General features: G+C 32.8%; 22 protein-coding genes. 9 read left to right on the top strand and 13 right to left on the bottom strand.

Translation table 11 applies throughout. The features are described from left to right. Window positions 1–41: 41 nt before the first annotated feature. The gene (locus FLAPXU55_RS23705) at window positions 42–1,106 is read left to right on the top strand and encodes an o-succinylbenzoate synthase (RefSeq protein WP_180861854.1); all 1,065 of its coding nucleotides are present in this window, start codon (window positions 42–44) and stop codon (window positions 1,104–1,106) included. A gap of 61 nt (window positions 1,107–1,167) precedes the next feature. On the opposite strand, the gene FLAPXU55_RS23700 is transcribed toward FLAPXU55_RS23705, so the two are convergent. Together FLAPXU55_RS23700 and FLAPXU55_RS23695 are read right to left on the bottom strand one after the other, a co-directional pair. After that, on the bottom strand, window positions 1,168–1,722 hold the full coding sequence (locus tag FLAPXU55_RS23700; protein WP_180861853.1) for a hypothetical protein: 555 nt from the start codon (window positions 1,720–1,722) through the stop codon (window positions 1,168–1,170). 17 nt (window positions 1,723–1,739) lie between these two features. Next, on the bottom strand, window positions 1,740–2,732 hold the full coding sequence (locus FLAPXU55_RS23695) for an OmpA family protein (RefSeq protein ID WP_235992155.1): 993 nt from the start codon (window positions 2,730–2,732) through the stop codon (window positions 1,740–1,742). Between the two features lie 115 nt (window positions 2,733–2,847). On the opposite strand from FLAPXU55_RS23695, the gene FLAPXU55_RS23690 reads away from it, so the two are divergent. Both FLAPXU55_RS23690 and FLAPXU55_RS23685 read left to right on the top strand, forming a co-directional pair. Then, complete coding sequence (locus FLAPXU55_RS23690; RefSeq protein ID WP_180861852.1) at window positions 2,848–3,324, top strand: CYTH domain-containing protein; 477 nt, start codon at window positions 2,848–2,850, stop codon at window positions 3,322–3,324. Between the two features lie 4 nt (window positions 3,325–3,328). Further along, window positions 3,329–4,297 (top strand): YpdA family putative bacillithiol disulfide reductase, encoded by a 969-nt coding sequence (locus FLAPXU55_RS23685; protein WP_180861851.1) that lies wholly within the window; start codon window positions 3,329–3,331, stop codon window positions 4,295–4,297. Window positions 4,298–4,447: 150 nt separating this feature from the next. On the opposite strand, the gene FLAPXU55_RS23680 is transcribed toward FLAPXU55_RS23685, so the two are convergent. Next, a complete protein-coding gene (locus FLAPXU55_RS23680; RefSeq protein WP_180861850.1) occupies window positions 4,448–6,022 on the bottom strand; it encodes a protein adenylyltransferase SelO in 1,575 nt (524 codons plus the stop codon). A gap of 129 nt (window positions 6,023–6,151) precedes the next feature. Beyond that, window positions 6,152–6,685: a peptide-methionine (S)-S-oxide reductase MsrA gene (gene msrA / locus FLAPXU55_RS23675; protein WP_053473242.1), complete on the bottom strand. Its 534-nt coding sequence runs from the start codon at window positions 6,683–6,685 to the stop codon at window positions 6,152–6,154. A gap of 185 nt (window positions 6,686–6,870) precedes the next feature. Here msrA and FLAPXU55_RS23670 point away from each other — a divergent pair, with 185 nt between their 5' ends. Continuing rightward, a complete protein-coding gene (locus tag FLAPXU55_RS23670; RefSeq protein ID WP_180861849.1) occupies window positions 6,871–8,358 on the top strand; it encodes an aminotransferase class V-fold PLP-dependent enzyme in 1,488 nt (495 codons plus the stop codon). 332 nt (window positions 8,359–8,690) lie between these two features. Here the strand turns inward: FLAPXU55_RS23670 and FLAPXU55_RS23665 are convergent, their stop codons facing one another. From FLAPXU55_RS23665 to FLAPXU55_RS23645, 5 genes are read right to left on the bottom strand one after another with little or no spacing between them, the layout of a single operon-like run. Beyond that, window positions 8,691–9,161, bottom strand: coding sequence for a nuclear transport factor 2 family protein (locus FLAPXU55_RS23665; RefSeq protein ID WP_053473240.1), 471 nt, complete (start codon window positions 9,159–9,161; stop codon window positions 8,691–8,693). A 52-nt stretch (window positions 9,162–9,213) separates the two neighbouring features. Further along, window positions 9,214–9,738 (bottom strand): hypothetical protein, encoded by a 525-nt coding sequence (locus tag FLAPXU55_RS23660; protein WP_180861848.1) that lies wholly within the window; start codon window positions 9,736–9,738, stop codon window positions 9,214–9,216. Between the two features lie 11 nt (window positions 9,739–9,749). Beyond that, window positions 9,750–10,226: a hypothetical protein gene (locus tag FLAPXU55_RS23655; protein WP_053473263.1), complete on the bottom strand. Its 477-nt coding sequence runs from the start codon at window positions 10,224–10,226 to the stop codon at window positions 9,750–9,752. Window positions 10,227–10,232: 6 nt separating this feature from the next. After that, a complete protein-coding gene (locus FLAPXU55_RS23650; RefSeq protein WP_180861846.1) occupies window positions 10,233–10,910 on the bottom strand; it encodes a peptidoglycan DD-metalloendopeptidase family protein in 678 nt (225 codons plus the stop codon). 10 nt (window positions 10,911–10,920) lie between these two features. Further along, a complete protein-coding gene (locus FLAPXU55_RS23645; RefSeq protein WP_053473237.1) occupies window positions 10,921–11,586 on the bottom strand; it encodes a spermidine synthase in 666 nt (221 codons plus the stop codon). A 66-nt stretch (window positions 11,587–11,652) separates the two neighbouring features. On the opposite strand from FLAPXU55_RS23645, the gene FLAPXU55_RS23640 reads away from it, so the two are divergent. Continuing rightward, window positions 11,653–12,204 (top strand): 1-acyl-sn-glycerol-3-phosphate acyltransferase, encoded by a 552-nt coding sequence (locus FLAPXU55_RS23640; RefSeq protein WP_053473236.1) that lies wholly within the window; start codon window positions 11,653–11,655, stop codon window positions 12,202–12,204. A gap of 83 nt (window positions 12,205–12,287) precedes the next feature. Here FLAPXU55_RS23640 and FLAPXU55_RS23635 read toward each other — a convergent pair whose 3' ends face one another. Beyond that, window positions 12,288–12,746, bottom strand: a complete 459-nt coding sequence (locus FLAPXU55_RS23635) for a helix-turn-helix domain-containing protein (RefSeq protein WP_180861844.1) — start codon at window positions 12,744–12,746, stop codon at window positions 12,288–12,290. 312 nt (window positions 12,747–13,058) lie between these two features. Here FLAPXU55_RS23635 and FLAPXU55_RS23630 point away from each other — a divergent pair, with 312 nt between their 5' ends. The 4 genes from FLAPXU55_RS23630 to FLAPXU55_RS23615 all read left to right on the top strand — a co-directional run bounded on the left by FLAPXU55_RS23630 (window position 13,059) and on the right by FLAPXU55_RS23615 (window position 17,995). Next, entirely contained in the window at window positions 13,059–14,213 is a 1,155-nt protein-coding gene (locus FLAPXU55_RS23630) for a M14 family metallopeptidase (protein ID WP_180861842.1), read from the top strand. A 77-nt stretch (window positions 14,214–14,290) separates the two neighbouring features. Further along, window positions 14,291–14,770 (top strand): Lrp/AsnC family transcriptional regulator, encoded by a 480-nt coding sequence (locus FLAPXU55_RS23625; protein ID WP_008468989.1) that lies wholly within the window; start codon window positions 14,291–14,293, stop codon window positions 14,768–14,770. Between the two features lie 93 nt (window positions 14,771–14,863). Next, window positions 14,864–17,449 carry a phosphoenolpyruvate carboxylase gene (locus FLAPXU55_RS23620; RefSeq protein WP_180861840.1) on the top strand — a complete coding sequence of 862 codons (2,586 nt, stop codon included), beginning with the start codon at window positions 14,864–14,866 and terminating at the stop codon, window positions 17,447–17,449. 30 nt (window positions 17,450–17,479) lie between these two features. Then, a complete protein-coding gene (locus FLAPXU55_RS23615; protein ID WP_180861839.1) occupies window positions 17,480–17,995 on the top strand; it encodes a DinB family protein in 516 nt (171 codons plus the stop codon). 223 nt (window positions 17,996–18,218) lie between these two features. On the opposite strand, the gene recQ is transcribed toward FLAPXU55_RS23615, so the two are convergent. The 3 genes from recQ to FLAPXU55_RS23600 all read right to left on the bottom strand — a co-directional run bounded on the left by recQ (window position 18,219) and on the right by FLAPXU55_RS23600 (window position 21,863). After that, complete coding sequence (gene recQ, locus FLAPXU55_RS23610) at window positions 18,219–20,339, bottom strand: DNA helicase RecQ (protein WP_180861838.1); 2,121 nt, start codon at window positions 20,337–20,339, stop codon at window positions 18,219–18,221. A 135-nt stretch (window positions 20,340–20,474) separates the two neighbouring features. After that, the gene (locus FLAPXU55_RS23605) at window positions 20,475–20,885 is read right to left on the bottom strand and encodes a hypothetical protein (RefSeq protein ID WP_053473230.1); all 411 of its coding nucleotides are present in this window, start codon (window positions 20,883–20,885) and stop codon (window positions 20,475–20,477) included. A gap of 9 nt (window positions 20,886–20,894) precedes the next feature. Then, window positions 20,895–21,863, bottom strand: a complete 969-nt coding sequence (locus tag FLAPXU55_RS23600; protein ID WP_053473229.1) for a deoxyhypusine synthase family protein — start codon at window positions 21,861–21,863, stop codon at window positions 20,895–20,897.

The raw sequence follows: 21,863 nt of genomic DNA, 5'->3' as shown, positions 1-21,863 counted from the left end.
TCTCAGCATCTTAGGGTCTTAGAATCTTAGCATCTAAAAAAATGAAAGCGACTTACCACAAATATATGCTCGAGTTTAAGCGACCGTCTGGGACGTCTCGCGGCGTTATGACCGAAAAAGAAACCTGGTTTATTGTTCTCGAAGAAAACGGTAAAAAAGGAATAGGTGAGTGCGGTATACTTCGTGGCTTGAGTGCTGACGATCGCGATGATTATGAAGAAAAGCTAAAATGGGCTTGTGACAATATTCATTTAGGAGAAAAAGTGTTATGGGAATCTTTACTGGAATTTCCTTCGATTCAATTCGGAATCGAAATGGCTTTTTTATCTCTAAAAAGCGAGAATCCATATTTATTGTTTCTTTCTGATTTTACCAACAATACACAGTCAATTGAGATAAACGGTTTGGTTTGGATGGGCGAGCCGGCTTTCATGAAGCAACAGATTGAAGATAAATTAGCAGACGGATTCAGCTGTATTAAACTTAAAATTGGAGCTATAGATTTTCAAAAAGAATTAGAATTATTAGAATTTATCCGCAATCATTTTTCAGCAGAAGAAATAGAAATTAGAGTAGATGCAAATGGAGCTTTTGCTTTAAATGAAGCTTTAGATAAACTCAATCAATTAAATAAATTTCAATTACATAGTATAGAACAGCCTATTAAAAAAGGGAATATTCAGGCTATGGCAGATTTATGTGAAATAACTCCTTTTCCAATTGCTTTAGATGAAGAACTAATTGGCATATTTTCATTCGAAGAAAAAGAAAAATTGCTGCAGGAAATCAAACCACAATATATTATTTTAAAACCTAGTTTTATTGGTGGTTTTAGAGGAACACAGGAATGGATAACATTAGCAGATAAACACAATATTGGCTGGTGGATAACCTCTGCATTAGAAAGCAATATCGGATTAAATGCAATAGCACAATGGACATTTCTTCAAAATTCAAAAATGCCACAAGGATTAGGAACCGGAGCACTTTACACCAATAATTTCGATTCTCCGTTAGAAGTTTTAAAAGGAAAATTGTGGTACAATTCATCTACAGACTGGGATTCAGTAATTTTAGAAAAGGTACAAAGTAACAAAGATTCATAGGGTTAAAAAGCACGATATAAAACCTCTGAACCTTTGCCACTCTGCACCTTTGAACCTATTTTTACTCTTTCCCGCCAAGTAAATTTTCCTGCCATTCTTTTAATTCCTGCCATTTTCCCTGATAAGCAAATAAAGCCTGTTTCGCCCACGTACTAGGGTTATGAATTGAGTAGTTTTCTCCTCCGGAATCCAGAATGGACTGTAATCTTTCTGTTGATGTTTCCGAAAGATCTTTCCATGTTTTAATTCCGGAGTCGTTAAGTAAAGCTTCTATTTTTGGACCAATTCCTTCAACAATTTTTAAATCGTCCTGTTTTATTTTTTTGCCTAATACATTTGCGGCCAGCGCACTATCAAACAAAACAGCTGGAGTTTCTGCAACAAATGATTTAGGTACAGATGCAGAAGCTTTAGCATGTGCAGCCGCCAGATCTGCTTCCAGAGAAGCTATTTTTGTATTTAAATTTTTCGTATTTGCTTTACAGGCATCAAGGTCTGCTTGTAATGATGCGGCTAAAGAATCATCTTCTTTTGAGTTCAATTTTCCTAGTAAGTAACCTAAAATCCCACAGATTATACCCACTAAAATCGGTATTAAGATACATGGTAAATTCATAATAAGTATATTTTTGATTATTTGATGGTAACTACGGTTCTTCTATTGCTTGCTTTTCCTTCGGTTGTAGCATTATCGCCAATTGGTTCATCCGGGCCTTTTGATTCAGTAGCAATTCTGGAAGCTTCAATTCCGTTTTTGATTAAATAATTTTTAGAAAAATCGGCTCTCTTTTGTGACAATTCTATATTTAAATCTCTATTGCCTACATTATCACTATGCCCGACAACTAATACAGAAGTGTTTTTTACATTTTTTAAATATTTAACAATATCAGTCACTTTTTGCTGTTCTTCTTCATTTAAATTAAAATTTGATTTATTGGTATTAAAATGAAAAATCAACGGATTTGTATTAATTTTTTCTTTCAGCGCAGCCCAATCATCAGTGGGTGCAGAAGTTGTATCAATCGTTTCAAGCTCGTATTCAACAGGGCCAATGAGTGTATCAGCATTTGTTTTCCAGCTATTGATAATTTCTCCTTTTGTGTCTAGCTGAGAAGAAGCCAAACCTTTTGAAACAAAATAATTTTTGACATCATTTGCTCGGGCCAATCCAAGATTTTCAAATTTTGTTGTATTCGTTTCGTCAGAAGTAGCATAACCCGTAATGGTAACTTTTTGTTTCGGATTTGAGACTAAAAAAGTTTTAAGTTTTTCAATTCCAATTGAAATTGAATCGCTTATGGGTTGAATTGCAGCAGGATTATTTTTTAAAAATTTAAAATTATAATTCGTTCTAAATTCAAATCCGGAACCATTTATGATAAAAGGAACAAAATTATCATTCTTAATTGCCGTAGGAGGAACTTTTTCGACAGCAGCATTTGGCTGCGCCGTATCGCAATTGCAGCAAAACTTTATATACAAAATTGTACCTAAAATTATGACCAGAGCGATCCCTAATAGATAAAGTGCTTTTTTAGACATGATTTGATGAATTAAGGTTCTATCAAAATTAACGAAAATTAATGTAGCTAATATGTTAATAATCAATGAAATTGGTTTCATTTTAGACCAAAAAAAACTGGAATTTGAAACGAATTTTATAGATGGATTTTTAAAAATGAAATTCCACGACTGAATTAAAATGAGTAAATTGCAGTAAAATAAATTAAGACTCAAAATGCTCGAAATAGAAAGAAAGTTTCTTGTAAAATCAGACGATTTTAAAGAACAGGCATTTGCAAAAAATCAAATTGCACAAGGTTATTTAAGTTCAATTGCCGAGAGAACGGTTCGTGTTAGAATTAAAGGAGATAAAGCTTTTTTAACCATAAAAGGTATTGGCCACCAAGGAGGAATGTCTCGTTTTGAATGGGAAAATCAAATTCCGCTTGATGAAGCTGCAGAATTGTTGAAATTATGCGAAAAAGGTAAAATTGAGAAAACACGTTATGAAATTAAATTCGGAAACCATATTTATGAAGTGGATGAATTTTATGGAGAAAATGAAGGCTTAACAATGGCAGAAATTGAACTGCAGTCTGAAGATGAAAGTTTCGAAAAACCAGATTGGCTGGGAGAAGAAGTAACAAATGACGAAAGATATTATAATGCTTATTTGAGCAAAAATCCTTTTAAAAACTGGGGAAAAGAATAATTTTATGGCTGACCAATATGATTTAATTATTGTGGGAGGCGGGCCAATAGGTCTGGCTTGTGCAATAGAAGCTCAAAAGAAAAACTTACGTTATTTAATTATAGAAAAAGGCGCGATTGTAAATAGTATTTTCAATTATCCATTGTACATGACTTTTTTCTCAACTGCCGAAAGACTTGAAATTGGTGATATTCCGTTTAACTGTTTAGCACCAAAACCGGGTCGTCAGGAAGCTTTAGAATATTATCGAAATATCCACCGTTATTTTAATTTCAATATTAATTTATTTGAAAAAGTAAATGAAATTAAAAAAACTGGAAGTTCTATTTTTGAAATTTCTACAAACAAAAGTTCATACAAATCGAAAAACGTTGTTATTGCTACCGGTTTTTATGATATTCCGATTCACATGAATATTAAAGGTGAAGAATTACCAAAAGTTCGTCACTATTATAAAGAAGCGCACGAATATGCTTTTAGAAATGTTTTAGTTGTTGGCGCAAACAATTCGTCTGTTGATGCTGCTTTAGAATGCTGGCGGAAAGGGGCAAACGTAACAATGGTTGTTCGTAAGAATGAAATCAATAATCGAGTAAAATATTGGGTTAAACCCGATATCGAAAACCGAATTGCAGAAGGAAGTATCAAAGCCTACTTTGAATCTAATATTACGGAAATCCTTGATAATAAGGTTGAAATTGAAACTCCAAACGGAAAAGTTACAATCGAAAATGATTTTGTTCTGGCTTTAACAGGCTATAAACCAGATTTAAATTTTCTTCAAAATACAGGAATTGAACTTTCAAATGATGAATTGAAAATTCCGACTTATAATCCTGAAACGATGGAAACCAATATTGAAGGTTTATTCCTTGCAGGCGTTGTCTGTGGAGGAATGCAAACGCATAAATGGTTTATAGAAAACTCAAGAATCCATGCAAATATGATTGTGGATTATATTACTTCGAAATAAAGGTTTGCCACGAATTACACGAATTTTCACGAATTAATATTTTTGTCAGTTCGAGCGAAGTCGAGAACACATAAGCATCTCGACTTCGCTCGATGTGACACTTCAAAAAAAAAATTCGTGAAAATTCGTGTAATTCGTGGCAAAAAAAATTTAAGAACTACAAGAAAGCATTGAGCATCCAACTTTAGTTCGTGCCCAATCTGGGCGTTTTGCGAACCATTTTTCGTATTCCGGCTGTTCATCGTATGGCTTTTGCAATAATGTATACAGCTCGTTTATCAACGAATAATCTTCTTTATCAGCAGCATCAATAGCTAATTGTGCCATATAATTTCGAAGTACATATTTTGGATTAATCGAGTTCATTTTTCGAGAACGTACTTCATCCGATAATTCTTCAGCGTTCAATCTTTCCAAATAAACGGTAAACCATTTTTTCCAGGCATCTAAAATATCTCCCGAAACTTCTTCTATTTTATAAAATGAGTATTGGATTTTTTCAATCGCTTTTTCAACAGAATCAGATTTTTTAATAGAACTTAAATTTCTAAAAAAGATCGTCATATCCGTTTCTGTCAATTGTAAAGTCGCTTCAAGATTATCCGTTAAATCATTATCAATTTGAGCAGAAGTTGAAATAAACAATCCTAATTTATTTAGAAACATTTCTTTATAATCTAAAATAAAATCATCCATAAATGATTCTAAGATTTTTTCTAATTCTTCAGTTTCATTAATCAAAGGATAAATCGCATTCGCCAATTGATATAAATTCCAATGCGCAACTTGTGGTTGATTCCCAAATCTATATCTTTTATTTTGACTGTCTGTTGTGTTTGGTGTCCAATTTGGATCGTAATTTTCAAGCCATCCGTAAGGTCCGTAATCAATGGTGATACCGTGAATCGACATATTATCTGTATTCATTACGCCATGAACAAAACCAACTCGCTGCCAATGCAAAATCATTTCGCGTGTTGTATCGGCTACTTTTTTAAAGAACTGTAAATATTGCTCTTTTGGTTCGCCAGTAATTTCGGGGAAATAATGTTTGATATTGTATTCTACAAATTGCTTTAAATTTTTAAGTTCATTTCTGGCAGTCAGCATTTCAAAACTTCCAAAACGAATAAAAGAAGGTGCAACACGGCAAACAATCGCACCATTTTCGTAAGCAGGATTTCCGTTGTATAAAACGTCACGCAAAACCTGATCTCCAGACAGCATCAACGAAAGTGATCGGGTAGTGGGAACGCCTAAATGGTACATGGCTTCGGCACATAAATATTCTCTTATTGACGAACGTAAAACTGCCAAACCATCAGCAGTTCTGGAATAAGGGGTTTTTCCGGCACCTTTTAATTGAAGGGTAAAAAACTGATTGTTGTTTTCAACTTCTGTTAAATTGATTGCTCGGCCGTCGCCTAATTGTCCAGCCCAGTTTCCGAATTGATGTCCGGCATAACACATGGCATAAGGCTTTGTTTCAGGAAGAATTTCTTTTCCTGAAAAAACATTCAAAAATTCCTCAGATTGAATTTCGTCTTTTGAAATCCCAACTAATTCAGCAACTTCTTCAGAAGCATGAATTAATTTAGGATTTGAAGGTTTTGTTGGATTTACATATGAAAAAGCAGTATTCCTAACTTGACGAATTTCATTTGTTAAGTCTGTATCTGCAGGCAATTCGGCAGTAAATCGATTATTTATTTTTAAGTTTTTCATTTGAGTTTTTATGTTTGGGCCACAGATTACACAGATTAAACGGATTTTTTTTAATCTGTGCCGATTTTTATTTATCATCAAAAAAAGAGAAATCCTTTTTAATCCGTGCAATCTGTGGCTAAAAAAATATTAGCCAATTAATTTATCAGCATACATTTTTTTAAGTTTTTGAACTTTTGGGTCAATTACAAGCTGGCAATATCTTGCTTCCTGATTGTTGTTGTAATAATCCTGATGATAATCTTCGGCTTCATAAAACACTTCAAAAGGTTTTAACTGCGTTACGATAGGATCAGCATAAACGGGCTGCACTTCTTCAAAAACCTTTTCTGCAATTTCTTTTTGTGATTCATCATGATACAAAACTATCGAACGATATTGTGTTCCGTTGTCGCCGCCCTGACGATTTAAAGTTGTTGGATCGTGACTTGTCATGAAAACGGTTAACAAATCATGATATGAAATAATGTCAGAATCAAAAGTAACCTGAATAACTTCTGCGTGACCAGTTCGTCCTGTACATACTTCGCGGTATGCCGGATTCTTTATAAAACCATCTGAAAAACCAGATTTTATTGTCTTAACACCTTTTAAACGCTGAATTACAGCTTCTACACACCAAAAACATCCACCACCAAAAGTGGCTGTTGATAAATTTTCCATAAATGTAAAAATAGCTTAAAGTTTATATGCCCTATTAACCTGATAGAATATTATGATAATTTATCTAAAAAAGAGGTATTTAACTAAAGATATTAAAAGTTTTCTTAAAGTTTAAAGTTTAGAATTGATAAATTCTCAATTTTAGAAAAAAGCGATATATTTGCAGTTAAACACAGGCACAACAAATGAATACCAAAAATAGTACCATCAGTCTAGAAACTTATTTTCAGGATTTTAGACAGCATATTGTTGGCATAGATCAGGAATTTATGTCACCTTTTGGCAAAAAAAATATTGTTTATACCGATTGGACTGCCAGCGGAAGGCTGTACAGACCAATTGAGGAGAAACTTTTGAATCAATTTGGACCGTTTGTTGCCAACACGCATACTGAAACTACAGTGTCTGGTACTGCCATGACAAAGGCATATCACCAAGCAAGACATATAATTAAGCGTCATACCAATGCAAGTGAAGATGATGTTTTAATTACAGATGGAACCGGAATGACTGGGGTTATCAATAAATTCCAGCGTATTTTAGGTTTGAAAATTCCTGAAAATCTTAAAAATTTCACCACAGTTCCGGCTGAAAAAAAACCTATTGTTTTTATCTCTCACATGGAACATCATTCTAATCAAACTTCTTGGCTAGAAACAATTGCAGACGTTGAGATTATTCCATCTTGTGAAAAAGGGCTGTTTTGTCTGGATAATTTAGAATTGTTATTACAGAAATACAGCGACAGAACGATAAAAATTGCATCAATTACTTCTTGCTCAAATGTTACGGGTATAAAAACGCCTTTTCATGAAGCCGCAAAATTAATGCACCAATATAATGGAGTTTGTTTTGTAGATTTTGCCTGTTCTGGCCCTTATGTTGAAATTGACATGCATCCTGCAGATCCTGAATCTTATCTGGATGCGATTTTCTTTTCCCCGCATAAATTTCTTGGCGGCCCTGGAACTTCGGGAGTTTTGATTTTCAATAAAAAATTATACAATAATATGATTCCGGATTGTCCGGGCGGAGGAACAGTTAGCTGGACAAATCCTTGGGGCGAACATAAATATATAGATAATATTGAGGATCGCGAAGATGGCGGAACTCCGGGATTTCTTCAGGTTATTAAAACCGCTTTAGCAATTGAGCTGAAGGAAGAAATGGGAATTGAGAACATTTTGCAACGCGAACACGAAATTGTAGATTTTGTTTTTAGTCAGTTAGATCCTGTTGAAAATATTAAGATTTTAGCGGGTCAGCATAAAAACCGTTTGGGTGTAATATCGTTTTTTATTGAAGATCTACATTTTAATTTGGGCGTAAAATTATTGAATGACAAATTCGGGGTTCAAACTCGCGGCGGATGCAGCTGTGCCGGAACTTACGGTCATTATTTATTGCACGTAGATCAGGAAACTTCGAATAAACTGGTTAATGAAATTACGATTGGTGATTTAATCAAAAAACCGGGATGGATTAGAATGTCGATTCACCCAACTACTACTGATGAAGAAATTGCTTTTGTTTGTAATAGTATTATAGACTTGGCTAAAAACCATAAAACCTGGGCTTTAGATTATTCTTATAATAAAGAGACCAATGAATTTGTTCATAAAAATGCTACTTCATTTGAGGATGAATTAGTGAAGAGTTGGTTTAAATCGTAGTATTTTTTTTAACGCAAAGTTCGCTAAGGGTTTTTCGCAAAGTGCGCGAAGGTTTTTCTTTGTAAAAGTTTTTTAAGGTCTCAAAGTTTCGTTTGAGAATATCAATTATAAAAATAAGCCCGAAAGTTTTAAAAACTCTCGGGCTTATTTACTTTATGCGTATATTTTAAAAACCAGCTTTGCGAACTTAAAAAAACTTGTTTTTATACTAAAAATCTTTGTGCACTTTGCGAAAATTCCTTAGCGAACTTTGCGTTAAAATTAAATCAGCAACTTCGCGCACTTTGCGAAAAAAACTTAGCGAACTTTGCGCTAAAAAAAGCTTTTCTAGATTACTTAGATTCCTGGAATTTTTTAAGGGAAAGTAAAGCTTGTTCCTGAATTTTTTTATGGAAAAAACCTGTCCAGCCTAATAAATACCCGGTTGGCCCAAAGGCTTGTTTTGACCATTTCCAGACATCAAAATTATCGGTGTGTTTGATGATTAAGCCATCTTGAAAAACAAATTCGGCAGAAATTCTATTAATTACATTGCGATTTGTTTTGCTGAAATTATAAGTTGCAACCCATTTTGCAGAGCCCGTAAATTCATCGGCTTTTACATCAAAGAATTCGATTTTGAGACTTCCTTTACTTCTTATAATCAGCATTTCCCACATTTTCGAAACTTGTTCTTCTTTTAACAAACCAAAGGCCGGATCAATAAAATGTATTTTTGGATGATAACATTCAGCCATTGTTTTAAAATCAGAATTGGCAAAAGCAGTATAGAACTTTGTAATTAAAGCTTCGTTGGGAGTCATAAATTTGAAAATTAGGTTATAAATATAAGATTTATTATATAAAATATTGTATTTACAAAACACTAATTTCTTTTGCGGTGTCGTAACTCTTTTTAGATTTATCGTAAACCGTTGAAAAATAATTCTTTTTGTTGTGCGCCGTAAAATATCCGGTTTCGTTTCCAAAAGTATTGGAACCTCCGTTTATGATAAATCGAACAGCGTAAATATCATTTTTTTTAAGTTTGGCAAATTCAGCAGGAGTAAAGTAATAGTACGAAGTTGTTTTTCCTTCAGACGATTCTTTTACATTTTTGTCTGTGCAGGCAATAACATCAGCATTAGCCAAATCTACATAAAGACCTCCGGCAATTCTGGCTTTATCATTTGAAGTTGCAATTGTGATTTTTAAAATGCCGCCTTTATCTGTTTTTGCAATCTGAATGTTGGCTTCGCCCGTAAAAGCATATTTTTCGCAGATAAAAGTATATTCCTGCGTTGCCGGAAAAGGCTGAGATCCTTTTACACTCATGGTTTGCTGCGCATTTGCAAAGATTGAAATAAACAGTAATAAAAGAAGAGGCAATTTTAATTTCATATATAGTTACTTTATTGTTCAGCTGCTTTTGCGTCAAACTTTTCATCCCAATCCATTGATTTAATGGCAGATATTAAGTTCTCTTCATTTACAAAAATGCGAAGTTCTTTATTGGCTACTTTTTTACTGTATAAAGCGTGATAACGGTAAATTACTTCATTTTTGGTTTTGTAAACGCCATCTAATTTTAAATCAATAAAACTTCCATAATATTGTCTAAATCTGGTACAGGTTTTAGTCAATCGTTCTTCGGTCGTATTTTCTCTAACAGACTGAGTAACTTCGGTTTCATTAAAAGGTTTAAACTTAGATGTGTTACAGGTTTCTAAAACTCTTTTGCCTAATTCATACGCTTTTCTCTGCTGCTCTGAACTAATATCGGCGTTAGAAACTTTTTTAATTTTTAAATCTTCTGTATCTCTACTTACAGTTTTCGATTTACATCCAATTAATAACAACAAACATATAATCAATCCCGCTTTCTTCATAATCATTTAAGTTATTTTTAATAATAAGTTTGGGTCGGGGCAATTTTCTATATAAAAATTTAAATCATTTGTATTGCACACACCGGGATAATCGCCCCATTTGTCTTCTAAGTTTTTTATAATCTGAAAGTGAACATGCGGTGCGTAATCTCCGTTAACAGTTGAATTTCCTAAAGCTGCAATTTGTTCACCTTTCTTAAAAATTGCCCCAACGGTAAGGTTTTCTATACTTTCTAACGATAAATGTCCGTATAAAGTATAAAATTTCTCGTTTTCTACTTCATGTTCTAATATTATGGTTGGCCCGTAATCTCCTAAACCTTCGTTATTTTGAAAACTATGAACCTTTCCGTCAAGCGGAGCTAAAACTGGAGTATCAACTTTTGCCCATAAATCAAGGCCAATGTGAATATTTCTTTCCGGAACAGAATCATTTTTAAAAATGGTGCTCCTTTTATATAAGTTACGGCCTTCGATATAACCGCCATAGGCAACTTCTGCATTATTATCTGCCAGATAATCAAAAATAAAACGTTCAAATTCTGTAGACGTTTCAGGTTTGCTTTCGACTAAATCAGTATTGGTTATGGATAAATCTAAAGGAAGGTATTTTGAAAAATCAATTGAGGCATCGATTACTTTAGTAGGTGGTAAGGCTTTTAATATAGATACAAGGGATTTCATAAAATTAAATTTAGGCTACTTTTTCGATTATTATTAATTCATTATGAACTTCAATGCGGGGCAGCATTTTTGAAGTAAATAATTGTGCGTTTATCTCTGTAATGTATTTTCTGTTTCGAACATTATGCGCTTCATCGAGAATCATGGTGTTGAATAAAATGAAGCCCTGATCTTTGAGAAGAAAACAAACTCGTTCGCTAAAAAACTTTTCGAACAAAAAGTTTGGCATATTAGTATCTTCAAAAATATCAATAATTATTAAATCGTAGCGATCTTTTGTTTTTAAAACAAACTCAAAAGCGTCGTCAATGATAATTTCAAGCTGCTTGATCTCGTTTAAATTAAAATACTGATTGGCAATTTGAATCATTTCAGGATCGATTTCAACTCCGGTAATTTTACCTTTATAATTAATTTCGTCAACAAGGGTTTTGATTACGCTGCCGCCGGCAACACCAAGAACCAGAATATGTTCCATTTGTAATACCTTGTCATAACCAATATTGCGAAGACCGTACCTTAATATACGTTGTAAACTTCCGTATGAATAATTTGTATTTTCAGAATCTAAAACCAATTCTCCATTTGCCCAGGTAACTTCGATCACTTTACTTCGTGCCGATTTTTTTTTGAAGATTTTAATGGGATATAGATAACTGAACAATTTTTGAATCATTTTGTAATGCTTTTACTCAAAAATACCATTTTAAATCTTTTATTTTGCAAGAAATATTAAATTTTAATGAAGAAAAGACTATACAAATTCATCTTTTTTAAGCTAATGGGCTGGAAGATAGTAGGAATAGAAAATGCTGAAGTAAAAAAATGTATATTAATGGTTATGCCGCATACCAGTAATCACGATTTTTATATTGGTCTTTTTACCCGCGGTATTTCCGGCTTACAAATGAACTGGGTTGGGAAGAAAGAATTATTCAAATTTCCGTTTGGTTACTATTTTAGAAATGTTGGTGGTGAACCGCTTGACCGCACCGGAGGATTAAATAAAGTAGATTCTATCGCTGCTATTTTTGATCGTAAAGAAGTTTTTCGCTTGGCTGTTGCACCAGAAGGAACACGAAAAGGTGTAACCGAAATTAAAACCGGATTTTATTATATAGCGCTTAAAGCGAATGTGCCAATAGTTCCCGTTGCTTTTGATTGGGGAAAGAAAGAAGTGAATCTAGGAAAGCCATTTTATCCAACAGGAAATTATGAAGCCGATTGGGAAATTTTAAAACAGCACTATAAAGGTGTTTTAGGAAAAATTCCTGAAAACGGAATTCAGATCTAATTTTTTGATGATTTTCCAGATTCGTGAGAATCCCTTAAATGAAAATTATTTTAAAAAATTTTCAAATACGCGAAATTTTCGATCTATGGTACATAAGCCTTAAAAGTTCCGTTTTTATAGAAAATTACAATTTTCTCAATTTCGTCTTCTTCAAAACTCAAATTTGATTTTTTGGTTTCGATCAAACTTTTAATCTGGGATTTATTTTCTTCTTTATTTAATGGAGTAAATAAATCTTCTCCAGAATAATTTTCATTTGATGAAGAAGGGGAGTCTGAATTTATATTTTGAAAATTCGGAACGGTTTCATTTTCTGATTTAGGAAAATTTCCTTTTCCAACTAGAATCCAATATAAGTCTACTTCAGGAAAAACATCCAAAATTTTCATGACAAAATCAAGACTTGGTTTGTTTCTTCCAGAGAGCAGGTGAGACATACTGGAACGCTGCACACCAATTTTATCTGCAAATGAAGAGGCATTTAGTGCGTAATAATCCAGTATAATTTCCAGTCTTTTTACAAAATCATCGATGTTTACCATTGTAAATTCTAATTTAAATCATACGTGTTTACAAATGTAACTAAAAAGATTTGATAATACAATTTTACAGTTGTAAATCGTTCAAATTAAGGATTTATGATGCAATTTTAACTTCATATGACACTACATAACTCATTGAAATATAATATATTGATATTTTATACTTAAAGTAATAACAATTGTTAACTGGATTTTGTTTAAATCCTTAAAACTCATTAATAAATCTGTTTACATTTCTAAATTCTCTTTATTTTTTCTTGTTTACAATTGTAAAAATAAAGATGTTTACTTTTGTAAACTAATCAAAACACAATGAATTTAGAAGAATTATTTAACCAATACAAAGAGCATTCTATTGAAGGAAGATACCTGACTTTAGATCATATTCAGCCTTTATTAGATAAATTAAATACTGATAATCAAGTTAAGGTTATTGGAAAATCTGTTTTAGGAGAACCTATATATAGTTACGAAATTGGAACCGGAAAAACACGTATCTATTTATGGTCTCAAATGCATGGAAATGAAAGCACGACAACTAAAGCGCTTTTTGACTTTATTAATGTATTAAACAGCAAATCTGATTTTGCTAAAAAAATGCTCTCAACATTTACATTTTATGCCATTCCTATATTAAACCCTGACGGCGCTAGGCTTTATACACGTGAAAATGCGAATAAAATTGACTTAAATCGCGATTCTCAAAACCTTACACAGCCAGAAAGTAACGTTTTAAGAGAAGTTTTTGAAACTTTTAAACCTCATTACTGCTTTAATCTGCACGATCAGCGTACTATTTTTGGCGCTGGCGATACTGGTAAGCCTGCAACTGTCTCTTTTCTGGCTCCATCTTATAATGAAGAAAGAGAAGTGAATGAAAACAGACAAAAAGCGATTAATTTAATTGCCGGAATTAACGATGAATTGCAAAAATATATTCCCGGACAAGTTGGAAGATTTGACGATTCATTCAATATAAACTGTATAGGAGATACTTTTCAGTTTTTAGGAGTTCCTACCATATTGTTTGAAGCAGGTCATTTTCCTAAGGATTATGAAAGGGAAATTACAAGAAAATACATATTTTTCTCACTAATTTCGGGCTTTAAACTCATAAGCGAAAACGATTTAGTTGTCAATAGAAATTCTGATTATTTGAATATTTCACAAAATAAAGTCGTTTTTTATGATTTTATGTATAAAAATATCAAAATAAATTATGATGGTATCGAAATTATTACGAATTTTGTCGCACAATACAAAGAAGAATTGATTGAAAATAAGATTCATTTTAATGCTTATATAGTAGAAGCAGGCGAATTGGAAAATTATTTTGGTCATTATGAATACGACGGAAATGAAGCTGTTTATTCTGATGATTATCTTAATATTCCGAAAATGAACCAAAAAGCAGATTTTTATTTAAATAAAAATACTAAATTTGTTAACGGGTTGATAAAAAGTTAATTTTTATGTGAATTTGTTGTTTTTTATATATATTTTTATACTTTGTAATAGCAATTAGTAATATTAATTAAAGAATTATGAGTAAATTTCGTTTAGATGAAGTAGATCACCAGATTTTAGATATGTTAATAGACAATACGAGAGTTCCGTTTACTGACATTGCAAAAAAACTATTGATTTCTGCTGGTACAGTACACGTTAGAGTAAAAAAGATGGAGGATGCCGGTATCATCATGGGGTCTTCATTAGCCTTAGATTACGATAAATTAGGTTATTCATTTATTGCTTATGTTGGGGTATTCCTTAATAATACATCACAAACTAAATTTGTATTAGAGCGTATCAATCAAATTCCATTCGTAACAGTTGCTTCTGTAACGACAGGAAAATTCAACATCTTTTGTAAAATCAGAGCAAAAGATACAAAACATGCAAAAGAAGTTATCTTCATGATTGACGATATCGATGGTGTTTACAGAACTGAAACTATGATTTCATTAGAGGAAAGTATTAACGATAAGAAGCGTTTGATGCATACTATTTTCAAAAATATGTAAGAATCCCTCTTGAATGCTATATTAAAATATAACCTCAAGTTTATTCTTGGGGTTTTTTTATGACCAATTAACCAACCAACTATAAAAGAATTTATGTACACGTTGCCAAAAATAGAGCGTTTTAACAAAGACGTTCTCTCTAAATACCATATTTACAATAGTGTTTTCATAACATTACCATTTGACTCTATTGATAATACAGGTGTTTTACTGCCGTTATTTACAGAAACCTGCGAAACGGGATTTAAAAAACAGGAAACCCCAAAAGAAATTTTTGATTTCTTTTCAAATAAGTTCCTGAATAATGCTTCAGAAACGGAAAAAATCGACTTAATGTTTCGATTTATCCAATATATAGAACGTCAGATTGTATTGTTTGACGCTATTGAAGATGCTGCTTTTCCTGAAGTTAACAATATGGAAGGTCGTGGATCTTTGCGTGATATCAAAGAAAAATCAGATGCAAAAGAAAAAGACGATGAATTAGTTAATTTTTTAGAAAATTTCAATGTTCGTACGGTTTTAACAGCGCATCCAACTCAGTTTTATCCTGGCCCTGTTTTAGGAATTATAAACGATTTGACCGAAGCAATTCGTCAAAACGATTTATTGCAGATCAAACAATTATTAGCACAGCTGGGAAAAACACCTTTTATTCAGCATGAAAAACCAAACCCTTACGATGAAGCCGTTAGTTTGATTTGGTATCTTGAAAATGTATTCTATGCTACAGCGGGAGAAATTGTACATTATTTACAGAAAAATATTAATGACGGAAATCAAATTCAGAACCAATTAATAAAATTAGGATTCTGGCCGGGAGGTGACCGTGACGGAAATCCATTCGTTACAACAGAGATTACACTGAAAGTTGCAGATCGTTTACGAACTTCAATTTTGAAGTGTTATTATGTTGAAATGAGAAATTTAAAAAGAAAGCTAACTTTCTCAGGCGTAGATACTTTAGTGTCTGATCTTGAACATAAACTTTATCGTTCAGTATTTTATTCTAAAGGTGAAATTTTTATCACTTTAGATGAATTATTGACACAGCTGAATACAATTCGTACTATCATTATTGAAAAACATCAATCTTTATATTTAGACGAATTAGAAGCTCTTTTGGTAAAAATCAATTTATTCGGATTCCATTTTGCAACTTTAGATATTCGTCAGAATAGTAAAATTCACAATGCTGTATTCAAAGATGTTGTGAATTATTACTTAAACTCAGGTTCAGATACTTTTCCGAAAAATTATTATGAATTGACAGAAGATCAAAAAATCGATGTTTTATCAAAGATAAAAGGAAACTTAAATCCTGCTGATTTTGAAAACGAAATTACAAGGTCGACTTTAGAATCTGTTCAGGCAATAAAAACCATTCAGGAAAATAATGGTGAAGAAGGAGCCAATCGTTATATTATTAGTAATAACGAAAGTGCCCTAAACGTAATGGAAACTTTTGCGATGATTCGTTTGAATAATTGGGAAAATCCAACTGTTGACATTATTCCGCTTTTTGAGTCTGTAGATGATTTGCAAAATGCGCATCAAATTATGGAGCAATTGTATACCAATCCTGAATATTCTAAGCATTTAAAATCAAGAGGAAACGAACAGACCATTATGCTTGGTTTCTCTGATGGTACAAAAGACGGTGGTTATTTAATGGCTAACTGGAGTATTTATCAGGCTAAAATTTCGCTGACTGAAATTTCAAGAAAATACGGAATTAAAGCTATTTTCTTTGACGGACGCGGCGGACCTCCTGCGCGTGGTGGTGGTAAAACACACAAATTTTACGCTTCTTTAGGACCAAAAATTGAAAATAAAGAAATTCAGATTACGGTACAAGGGCAAACGATTAGTTCTAATTTTGGAACTTTAGATTCTTGCCGTTTTAATATTGAAAACCTATTAAGTGCCGGTGTAACTAATCAGGTTTTTGGTAAAGAAAAAAATGAGTTAACTCCAGAAGAAACTCAAATCCTGACGCAATTAGCTAATTTGGGTTATGATAAATATTTAAGTTTTAAAAATCACCCGAAATTTATTCCTTATTTGGAAAAAATGAGTACGTTGAAATATTATTCTAAAACTAACATTGGAAGCCGCCCTTCAAAAAGAAGCAAATCTGAATCATTAGATTTTGCAGATTTAAGAGCGATTCCGTTTGTTGGTTCCTGGAGTCAGTTAAAACAAAACGTACCAGGATTTTTTGGAGTTGGAACAGCTTTGAAACATTTTGAAGAATCAGGTCAATGGGATAAAGTAAGTGATTTGTACCACAATTCATTATTCTTTAAAACGTTGTTAGAGAACAGTATGATGTCATTGGCAAAATCATTTTTACCATTAACGGCATATATGAGAAAAGATCCTGAATTTGGTGAATTCTGGCAGATTATCTATGATGAATTTTCTGAGACAAAACGTCTTTTATTAAAAATTGCAGGTCATAAAACCTTAATGGAAAACTATCCTGATGGTATAGCATCAATTCAAATAAGAGAGCGTATTGTACTGCCGTTGTTGACAATACAACAATACGCATTGTTGAAAATTAATGAATTGAACAAAGAAAATTCTGCGAATGAGGAGCTAATCAAAGTTTACGAAAAAATAGTAACGAGATCTCTTTTCGGAAACACAAATGCAAGTAGAAATTCAGCTTAATCGTAATTTGTAAACTTTAAAATTATAAAAATGATTGCAAGTCAGTTACTAGAAAATGAATATTCGGGTCATTTTGGCACTTATATCAGAGAAGCCGGCGAGGGAAAATTAATCGAAGAATTAGAAATCTCTCTTCATGATTTTATCCGATTTGTTCAAAATATTCCAATGGACAAATTTGATTATCGCTATGCAGAAGGGAAGTGGACAATTAAGGATATCATTCAGCATATTATAGATACTGAACGTATTTTTGCTTATCGTGCTCTGAGATTTTCAAGAAATGACAAAACGCCTTTGCCTAGTTTTGAAGAAGATGATTATGCAAATAATACAGAATCAAATAAAAGAAGTATTCAGGATTTATTAACTGAACTTTCTGCTTTAAGACATTCAACTTTATTATTTTACAAAAGTTTATCTGAAGATCAGCTTAAAAGACTTGGAACGGCTTCTGGTAATCAAATTTCTGTTCGAGCTTTAGGTTTTGTTATAATTGGACATCAAAAACATCATCAAAAAGTTTTTGAAGAAAGATATTTGTAAAAGCATAAAATTATAAATACTAAAAAAATCCTGTGAATTTACTTCACAGGATTTTTTGTTTTTGTCATTTCGAGGAACGAGAAATCACACTAGAAATTCGACAAAGATTGACGATTCACTATGAAGAAATACTTGTGCAATTTTTCGTTCTTAGAAATGACAAAAAAATCCGTATTAATCAGCGCCTTCGCGATAGCGAATCCGTAAAATCCGCGTGCCATCTTTATTTAGCACTTAAATGCTTTCTCTCTAAAAACGCCAATCCAAATCGAATTTTATCATAAGACATTTTCTCTTCAAAGTATTCGTAGTAAGGTCGTAAAGCGCTAGGATTTTCTAATTCTAATTGAGCTTTTTCAATCTCAATGATTTCTTTATCAGAAACAAACTGACTTAAATCAAAATCGTTTCCATCAACATATAATTTAGCTAAATGAGAGACAATTGTAGTTTCGCCCAGATTTCTTTGTCCGGCGATTTCTTCAATAGAAAGTCCATTTTGAAATAATTCTAAAGTTTTAGCATACGTGCTTTCCTTTTTGTCTTTCTTAACGACAGATTTATTTCTTTGAAACTCAATAATCGCCTTAATGAATTCTGCTCCATATTTTTCGAGTTTTGCTTTTCCAACACCTTCCACGGCAAGGAAATCTTCGTCGCTCATTGGTCGTAAAATTTCCATATGTCTTAACGAAGCATCACTGAAAATCACATAGGCAGGAACTTCTTCTTCTTGAGCAATTTCGTAGCGTAATTTTCGAAGTGTCTCAAAAAGAGAATTTTTAGCAGCAGTTTTTGCTTTTTCCTGTTTTACTTCATTTTTATCAATTACTTTTTTAACAACCGTTGTCAGTTTTACTTTTTCACCTTCAAACAAAACTTTTTTGGCAAAAGGCGTTAATAAAATTTTATTGTGCTGATGAAAAGCAATTTCACAATATCCTAGATTAATCAGCTGAATTAAATATTGATTCCAATCGTACCAGGAAATATCGGCTCCAATTCCGTACGTTTTTAGCGTTTGATAATTTTTTTCGTAGATATATGCGTTTTTTGAGCCTCTTAAAAAATCAACAATCACAGCTAAAGGTTCAGATTCCTGTAATCTGGTAATAGCCGAAAGTGCTTTTTGCGCGAGAATCGTTCCATCGAAAAATGTTGGCGGATTTTTACAAATATCACAATTACCGCAATTTTCCGTAACCAGTTCTCCAAAATAAGAAAGAAGAATTTTTCGTCTGCAGCTTACTGCGTCTGCGTATTGCTTCATTCGTTCTAATTTGGCAAGCTGAACATCAGAATTTAATCCTTCAGAAGCAAATTTTTGAAGCTGAATCACATCTGCATAACTTTCAAATAAAACGGTTTCTGCTGGTAATCCATCGCGGCCTGCACGCCCAATTTCCTGATAATAGCCTTCAATATTTTTAGGCAAATTATAATGAATTACCCAGCGAACATTTGATTTGTCGATTCCCATTCCAAATGCAATTGTAGCACATACAACCTGACAATCATCATTTATAAACTGATCCTGAGTTTTTGCTCGTGTTGTATTATCTAAACCTGCATGATATGCTTTTGCGACAATTCCGTTTTTAGATAATTTCTCTGCAAGTTCTTCTGTCGTTTTTCTGCTTAAACAATAAATAATCCCAGATTCATTGGGCTTGTTTTCAACAAAATCAATAATTTGTTTTATACGATCTAAAGCCGGTCGCACTTCAAGGCTTAAATTTGCGCGATCAAAAGAAGCTACAAAAGTTTTTGGACTTTTTAAATTTAGCTGTTTGGTTATATCTGCACGTGTTGCTTTATCGGCTGTTGCAGTCAAAGCTAAAACTGGAGTAGAAGGGAAGCGGTTTTTTAAATATCCTAAATTGGTGTAGGCTGGTCTAAAATCATGACCCCAAGAAGAAATACAATGCGCTTCGTCAATTGCAATTAAACTGATTGTTAATTCGTTAAATACATTATCTAAATACGATAAACTTTCGGGAGCAATATAAACGAGTTTAAAATTATTCGATTTTAAATTATCAATATAAAACTGCTGTTCTTCAGATGATTGACTGCTGTTGATATAACATGCGGCAATTCCGTTTGTTTTCAAACTATCAACCTGATCTTTCATCAAGGCAATTAAAGGCGAAATAACGATAGTTATTCCGGGTAATATAAGCGCCGGCAGCTGAAAACAGATAGATTTTCCACCACCGGTAGGCATAATAGCTAATGTATCCTGTCCGGATAAAATAGTTTTTATTATCGTTTCCTGATTTGGCCTGAATTTTTCAAATCCGAAATTTTCTTTCAGTTTGGCGTGTAGTAATTCTGATTTCATATTGGCGAATAATTTATATTTTAAATATATTTCTTAAAATATAAATATAGTAATTTTCTTATAATTTGTTTGTATGGATAAATAAAAAAGGAACTCAAAATAGAGTTCCTTTGTCTTTATTTTAAAAGTAAATGATTAATCTTCGTCGTCCTCATCTTCGTCATCATCAGCAATATCGTCTGGATCTCTGTCATCATCGTCATCATCTCCACCGTCAACGTCTGGTTTATCAAGATTGTCATCATCGTCATCATCGTCTGCAGCATCATCATCAAGATCAATACCTTTAACTGGCTCGATTGTATCAACATCAAGATCGATATCGTCATCTTCATCATAATTTTCGATTCTGTCAGCAAGTTTAGTACTGATTTTTACTAAATAAATAGTGTCTTCAGTACGAACTTCAACAGCTTCTACTAATTCGTTTTTAGCGTTTCTAAAACGGATAACATCCGAATCATCATAACCATCAGGAAATTTTTCAACCAAAAGGTTTAAAATTTCGTTTGTCAGTTTGGCGTAGTCTACTATAACTCTTTTCATAAAAATATCCTATAAATCTAATAAATATGCAAAAATTAATGGTGCAACAATTGTAGCATCCGACTCTATAATAAATTTAGGGGTTTTGATATCTAATTTACCCCATGTGATTTTTTCATTTGGAACTGCCCCTGAATAAGAACCGTAACTTGTTGTTGAATCAGAGATTTGGCAGAAATAGCTCCAGAAAGGAACATCATGCATTTCCATATCCTGGTATAACATTGGCACAACGCAAATAGGGAAATCTCCAGCGATACCTCCACCAATTTGGAAGAATCCAATACCATTTTGGCTGTTTTTTGAGTACCAGTCAGCAAGGAAAGTCATGTATTCGATACCAGATTTCATTGTAGATGCTTTCAAGTCACCTTTTATTACATATGATGCAAAAATATTACCCATTGTACTGTCTTCCCATCCCGGAACAATAATAGGTAAATTTTTCTCAGCAGCAGCATACATCCAGCTGTCTTTTAAGTCAATTTCATAATATTCTTCTAAAACGCCTGATAATAACATTTTGTACATGAATTCATGTGGAAAATAACGTTCTCCTTTATCATCAGCATCTTTCCAGATTTTATAGATGTGTTTTTGCAAACGTCTAAAAGCCTCATGCTCAGGAATACAAGTATCTGTAACACGGTTTAATCCTCTTTCCAGTAAAGCCCATTCGTCTTCTGGTGTCAAATCACGGTAATTAGGAACTCTTTCGTAGTGAGAGTGAGCTACTAAATTCATGATATCTTCTTCTAGATTGGCTCCAGTACATGAAATAATTTGTACTTTATCTTGTCTAATTATTTCCGCAAAAATTTTACCAATTTCTGCTGTACTCATTGCACCAGCCATACTCACCAACATTTTAGATCCATTTGCTAATTGTTGTTCGTATTCTTTGGCTGCATCTACCAGTGAAGCAGAATTAAAGTGTAAATAATGTTTTTCAATAAACTGACTGATTGGTCCTTTCAT

The sequence above is a fragment of the Flavobacterium panici genome (genome assembly GCF_903819335.1).
Lineage (GTDB): Bacteria > Bacteroidota > Bacteroidia > Flavobacteriales > Flavobacteriaceae > Flavobacterium > Flavobacterium panici.
Note: the sequence above shows the minus strand (reverse complement) of the source record. Positions and strands in the feature narration are given on the sequence as shown.

Bases quoted from the DNA above. Each gene is read 5' to 3' on its own strand.
- FLAPXU55_RS23705 (WP_180861854.1), top strand. From the start codon at position 42: ATGAAAGCGACTTACCACAAATATATGCTCGAGTTTAAGCGACCGTCT.
- FLAPXU55_RS23700 (WP_180861853.1), bottom strand. From the start codon at position 1,722: ATGAATTTACCATGTATCTTAATACCGATTTTAGTGGGTATAATCTGT.
- FLAPXU55_RS23695 (WP_235992155.1), bottom strand. From the start codon at position 2,732: ATGAAACCAATTTCATTGATTATTAACATATTAGCTACATTAATTTTC.
- FLAPXU55_RS23690 (WP_180861852.1), top strand. From the start codon at position 2,848: ATGCTCGAAATAGAAAGAAAGTTTCTTGTAAAATCAGACGATTTTAAA.
- FLAPXU55_RS23685 (WP_180861851.1), top strand. From the start codon at position 3,329: ATGGCTGACCAATATGATTTAATTATTGTGGGAGGCGGGCCAATAGGT.
- FLAPXU55_RS23680 (WP_180861850.1), bottom strand. From the start codon at position 6,022: ATGAAAAACTTAAAAATAAATAATCGATTTACTGCCGAATTGCCTGCA.
- msrA (WP_053473242.1), bottom strand. From the start codon at position 6,685: ATGGAAAATTTATCAACAGCCACTTTTGGTGGTGGATGTTTTTGGTGT.
- FLAPXU55_RS23670 (WP_180861849.1), top strand. From the start codon at position 6,871: ATGAATACCAAAAATAGTACCATCAGTCTAGAAACTTATTTTCAGGAT.
- FLAPXU55_RS23665 (WP_053473240.1), bottom strand. From the start codon at position 9,161: ATGACTCCCAACGAAGCTTTAATTACAAAGTTCTATACTGCTTTTGCC.
- FLAPXU55_RS23660 (WP_180861848.1), bottom strand. From the start codon at position 9,738: ATGAAATTAAAATTGCCTCTTCTTTTATTACTGTTTATTTCAATCTTT.
- FLAPXU55_RS23655 (WP_053473263.1), bottom strand. From the start codon at position 10,226: ATGAAGAAAGCGGGATTGATTATATGTTTGTTGTTATTAATTGGATGT.
- FLAPXU55_RS23650 (WP_180861846.1), bottom strand. From the start codon at position 10,910: ATGAAATCCCTTGTATCTATATTAAAAGCCTTACCACCTACTAAAGTA.
- FLAPXU55_RS23645 (WP_053473237.1), bottom strand. From the start codon at position 11,586: ATGATTCAAAAATTGTTCAGTTATCTATATCCCATTAAAATCTTCAAA.
- FLAPXU55_RS23640 (WP_053473236.1), top strand. From the start codon at position 11,653: ATGAAGAAAAGACTATACAAATTCATCTTTTTTAAGCTAATGGGCTGG.
- FLAPXU55_RS23635 (WP_180861844.1), bottom strand. From the start codon at position 12,746: ATGGTAAACATCGATGATTTTGTAAAAAGACTGGAAATTATACTGGAT.
- FLAPXU55_RS23630 (WP_180861842.1), top strand. From the start codon at position 13,059: ATGAATTTAGAAGAATTATTTAACCAATACAAAGAGCATTCTATTGAA.
- FLAPXU55_RS23625 (WP_008468989.1), top strand. From the start codon at position 14,291: ATGAGTAAATTTCGTTTAGATGAAGTAGATCACCAGATTTTAGATATG.
- FLAPXU55_RS23620 (WP_180861840.1), top strand. From the start codon at position 14,864: ATGTACACGTTGCCAAAAATAGAGCGTTTTAACAAAGACGTTCTCTCT.
- FLAPXU55_RS23615 (WP_180861839.1), top strand. From the start codon at position 17,480: ATGATTGCAAGTCAGTTACTAGAAAATGAATATTCGGGTCATTTTGGC.
- recQ (WP_180861838.1), bottom strand. From the start codon at position 20,339: ATGAAATCAGAATTACTACACGCCAAACTGAAAGAAAATTTCGGATTT.
- FLAPXU55_RS23605 (WP_053473230.1), bottom strand. From the start codon at position 20,885: ATGAAAAGAGTTATAGTAGACTACGCCAAACTGACAAACGAAATTTTA.
- FLAPXU55_RS23600 (WP_053473229.1), bottom strand. From the start codon at position 21,863: ATGAAAGGACCAATCAGTCAGTTTATTGAAAAACATTATTTACACTTT.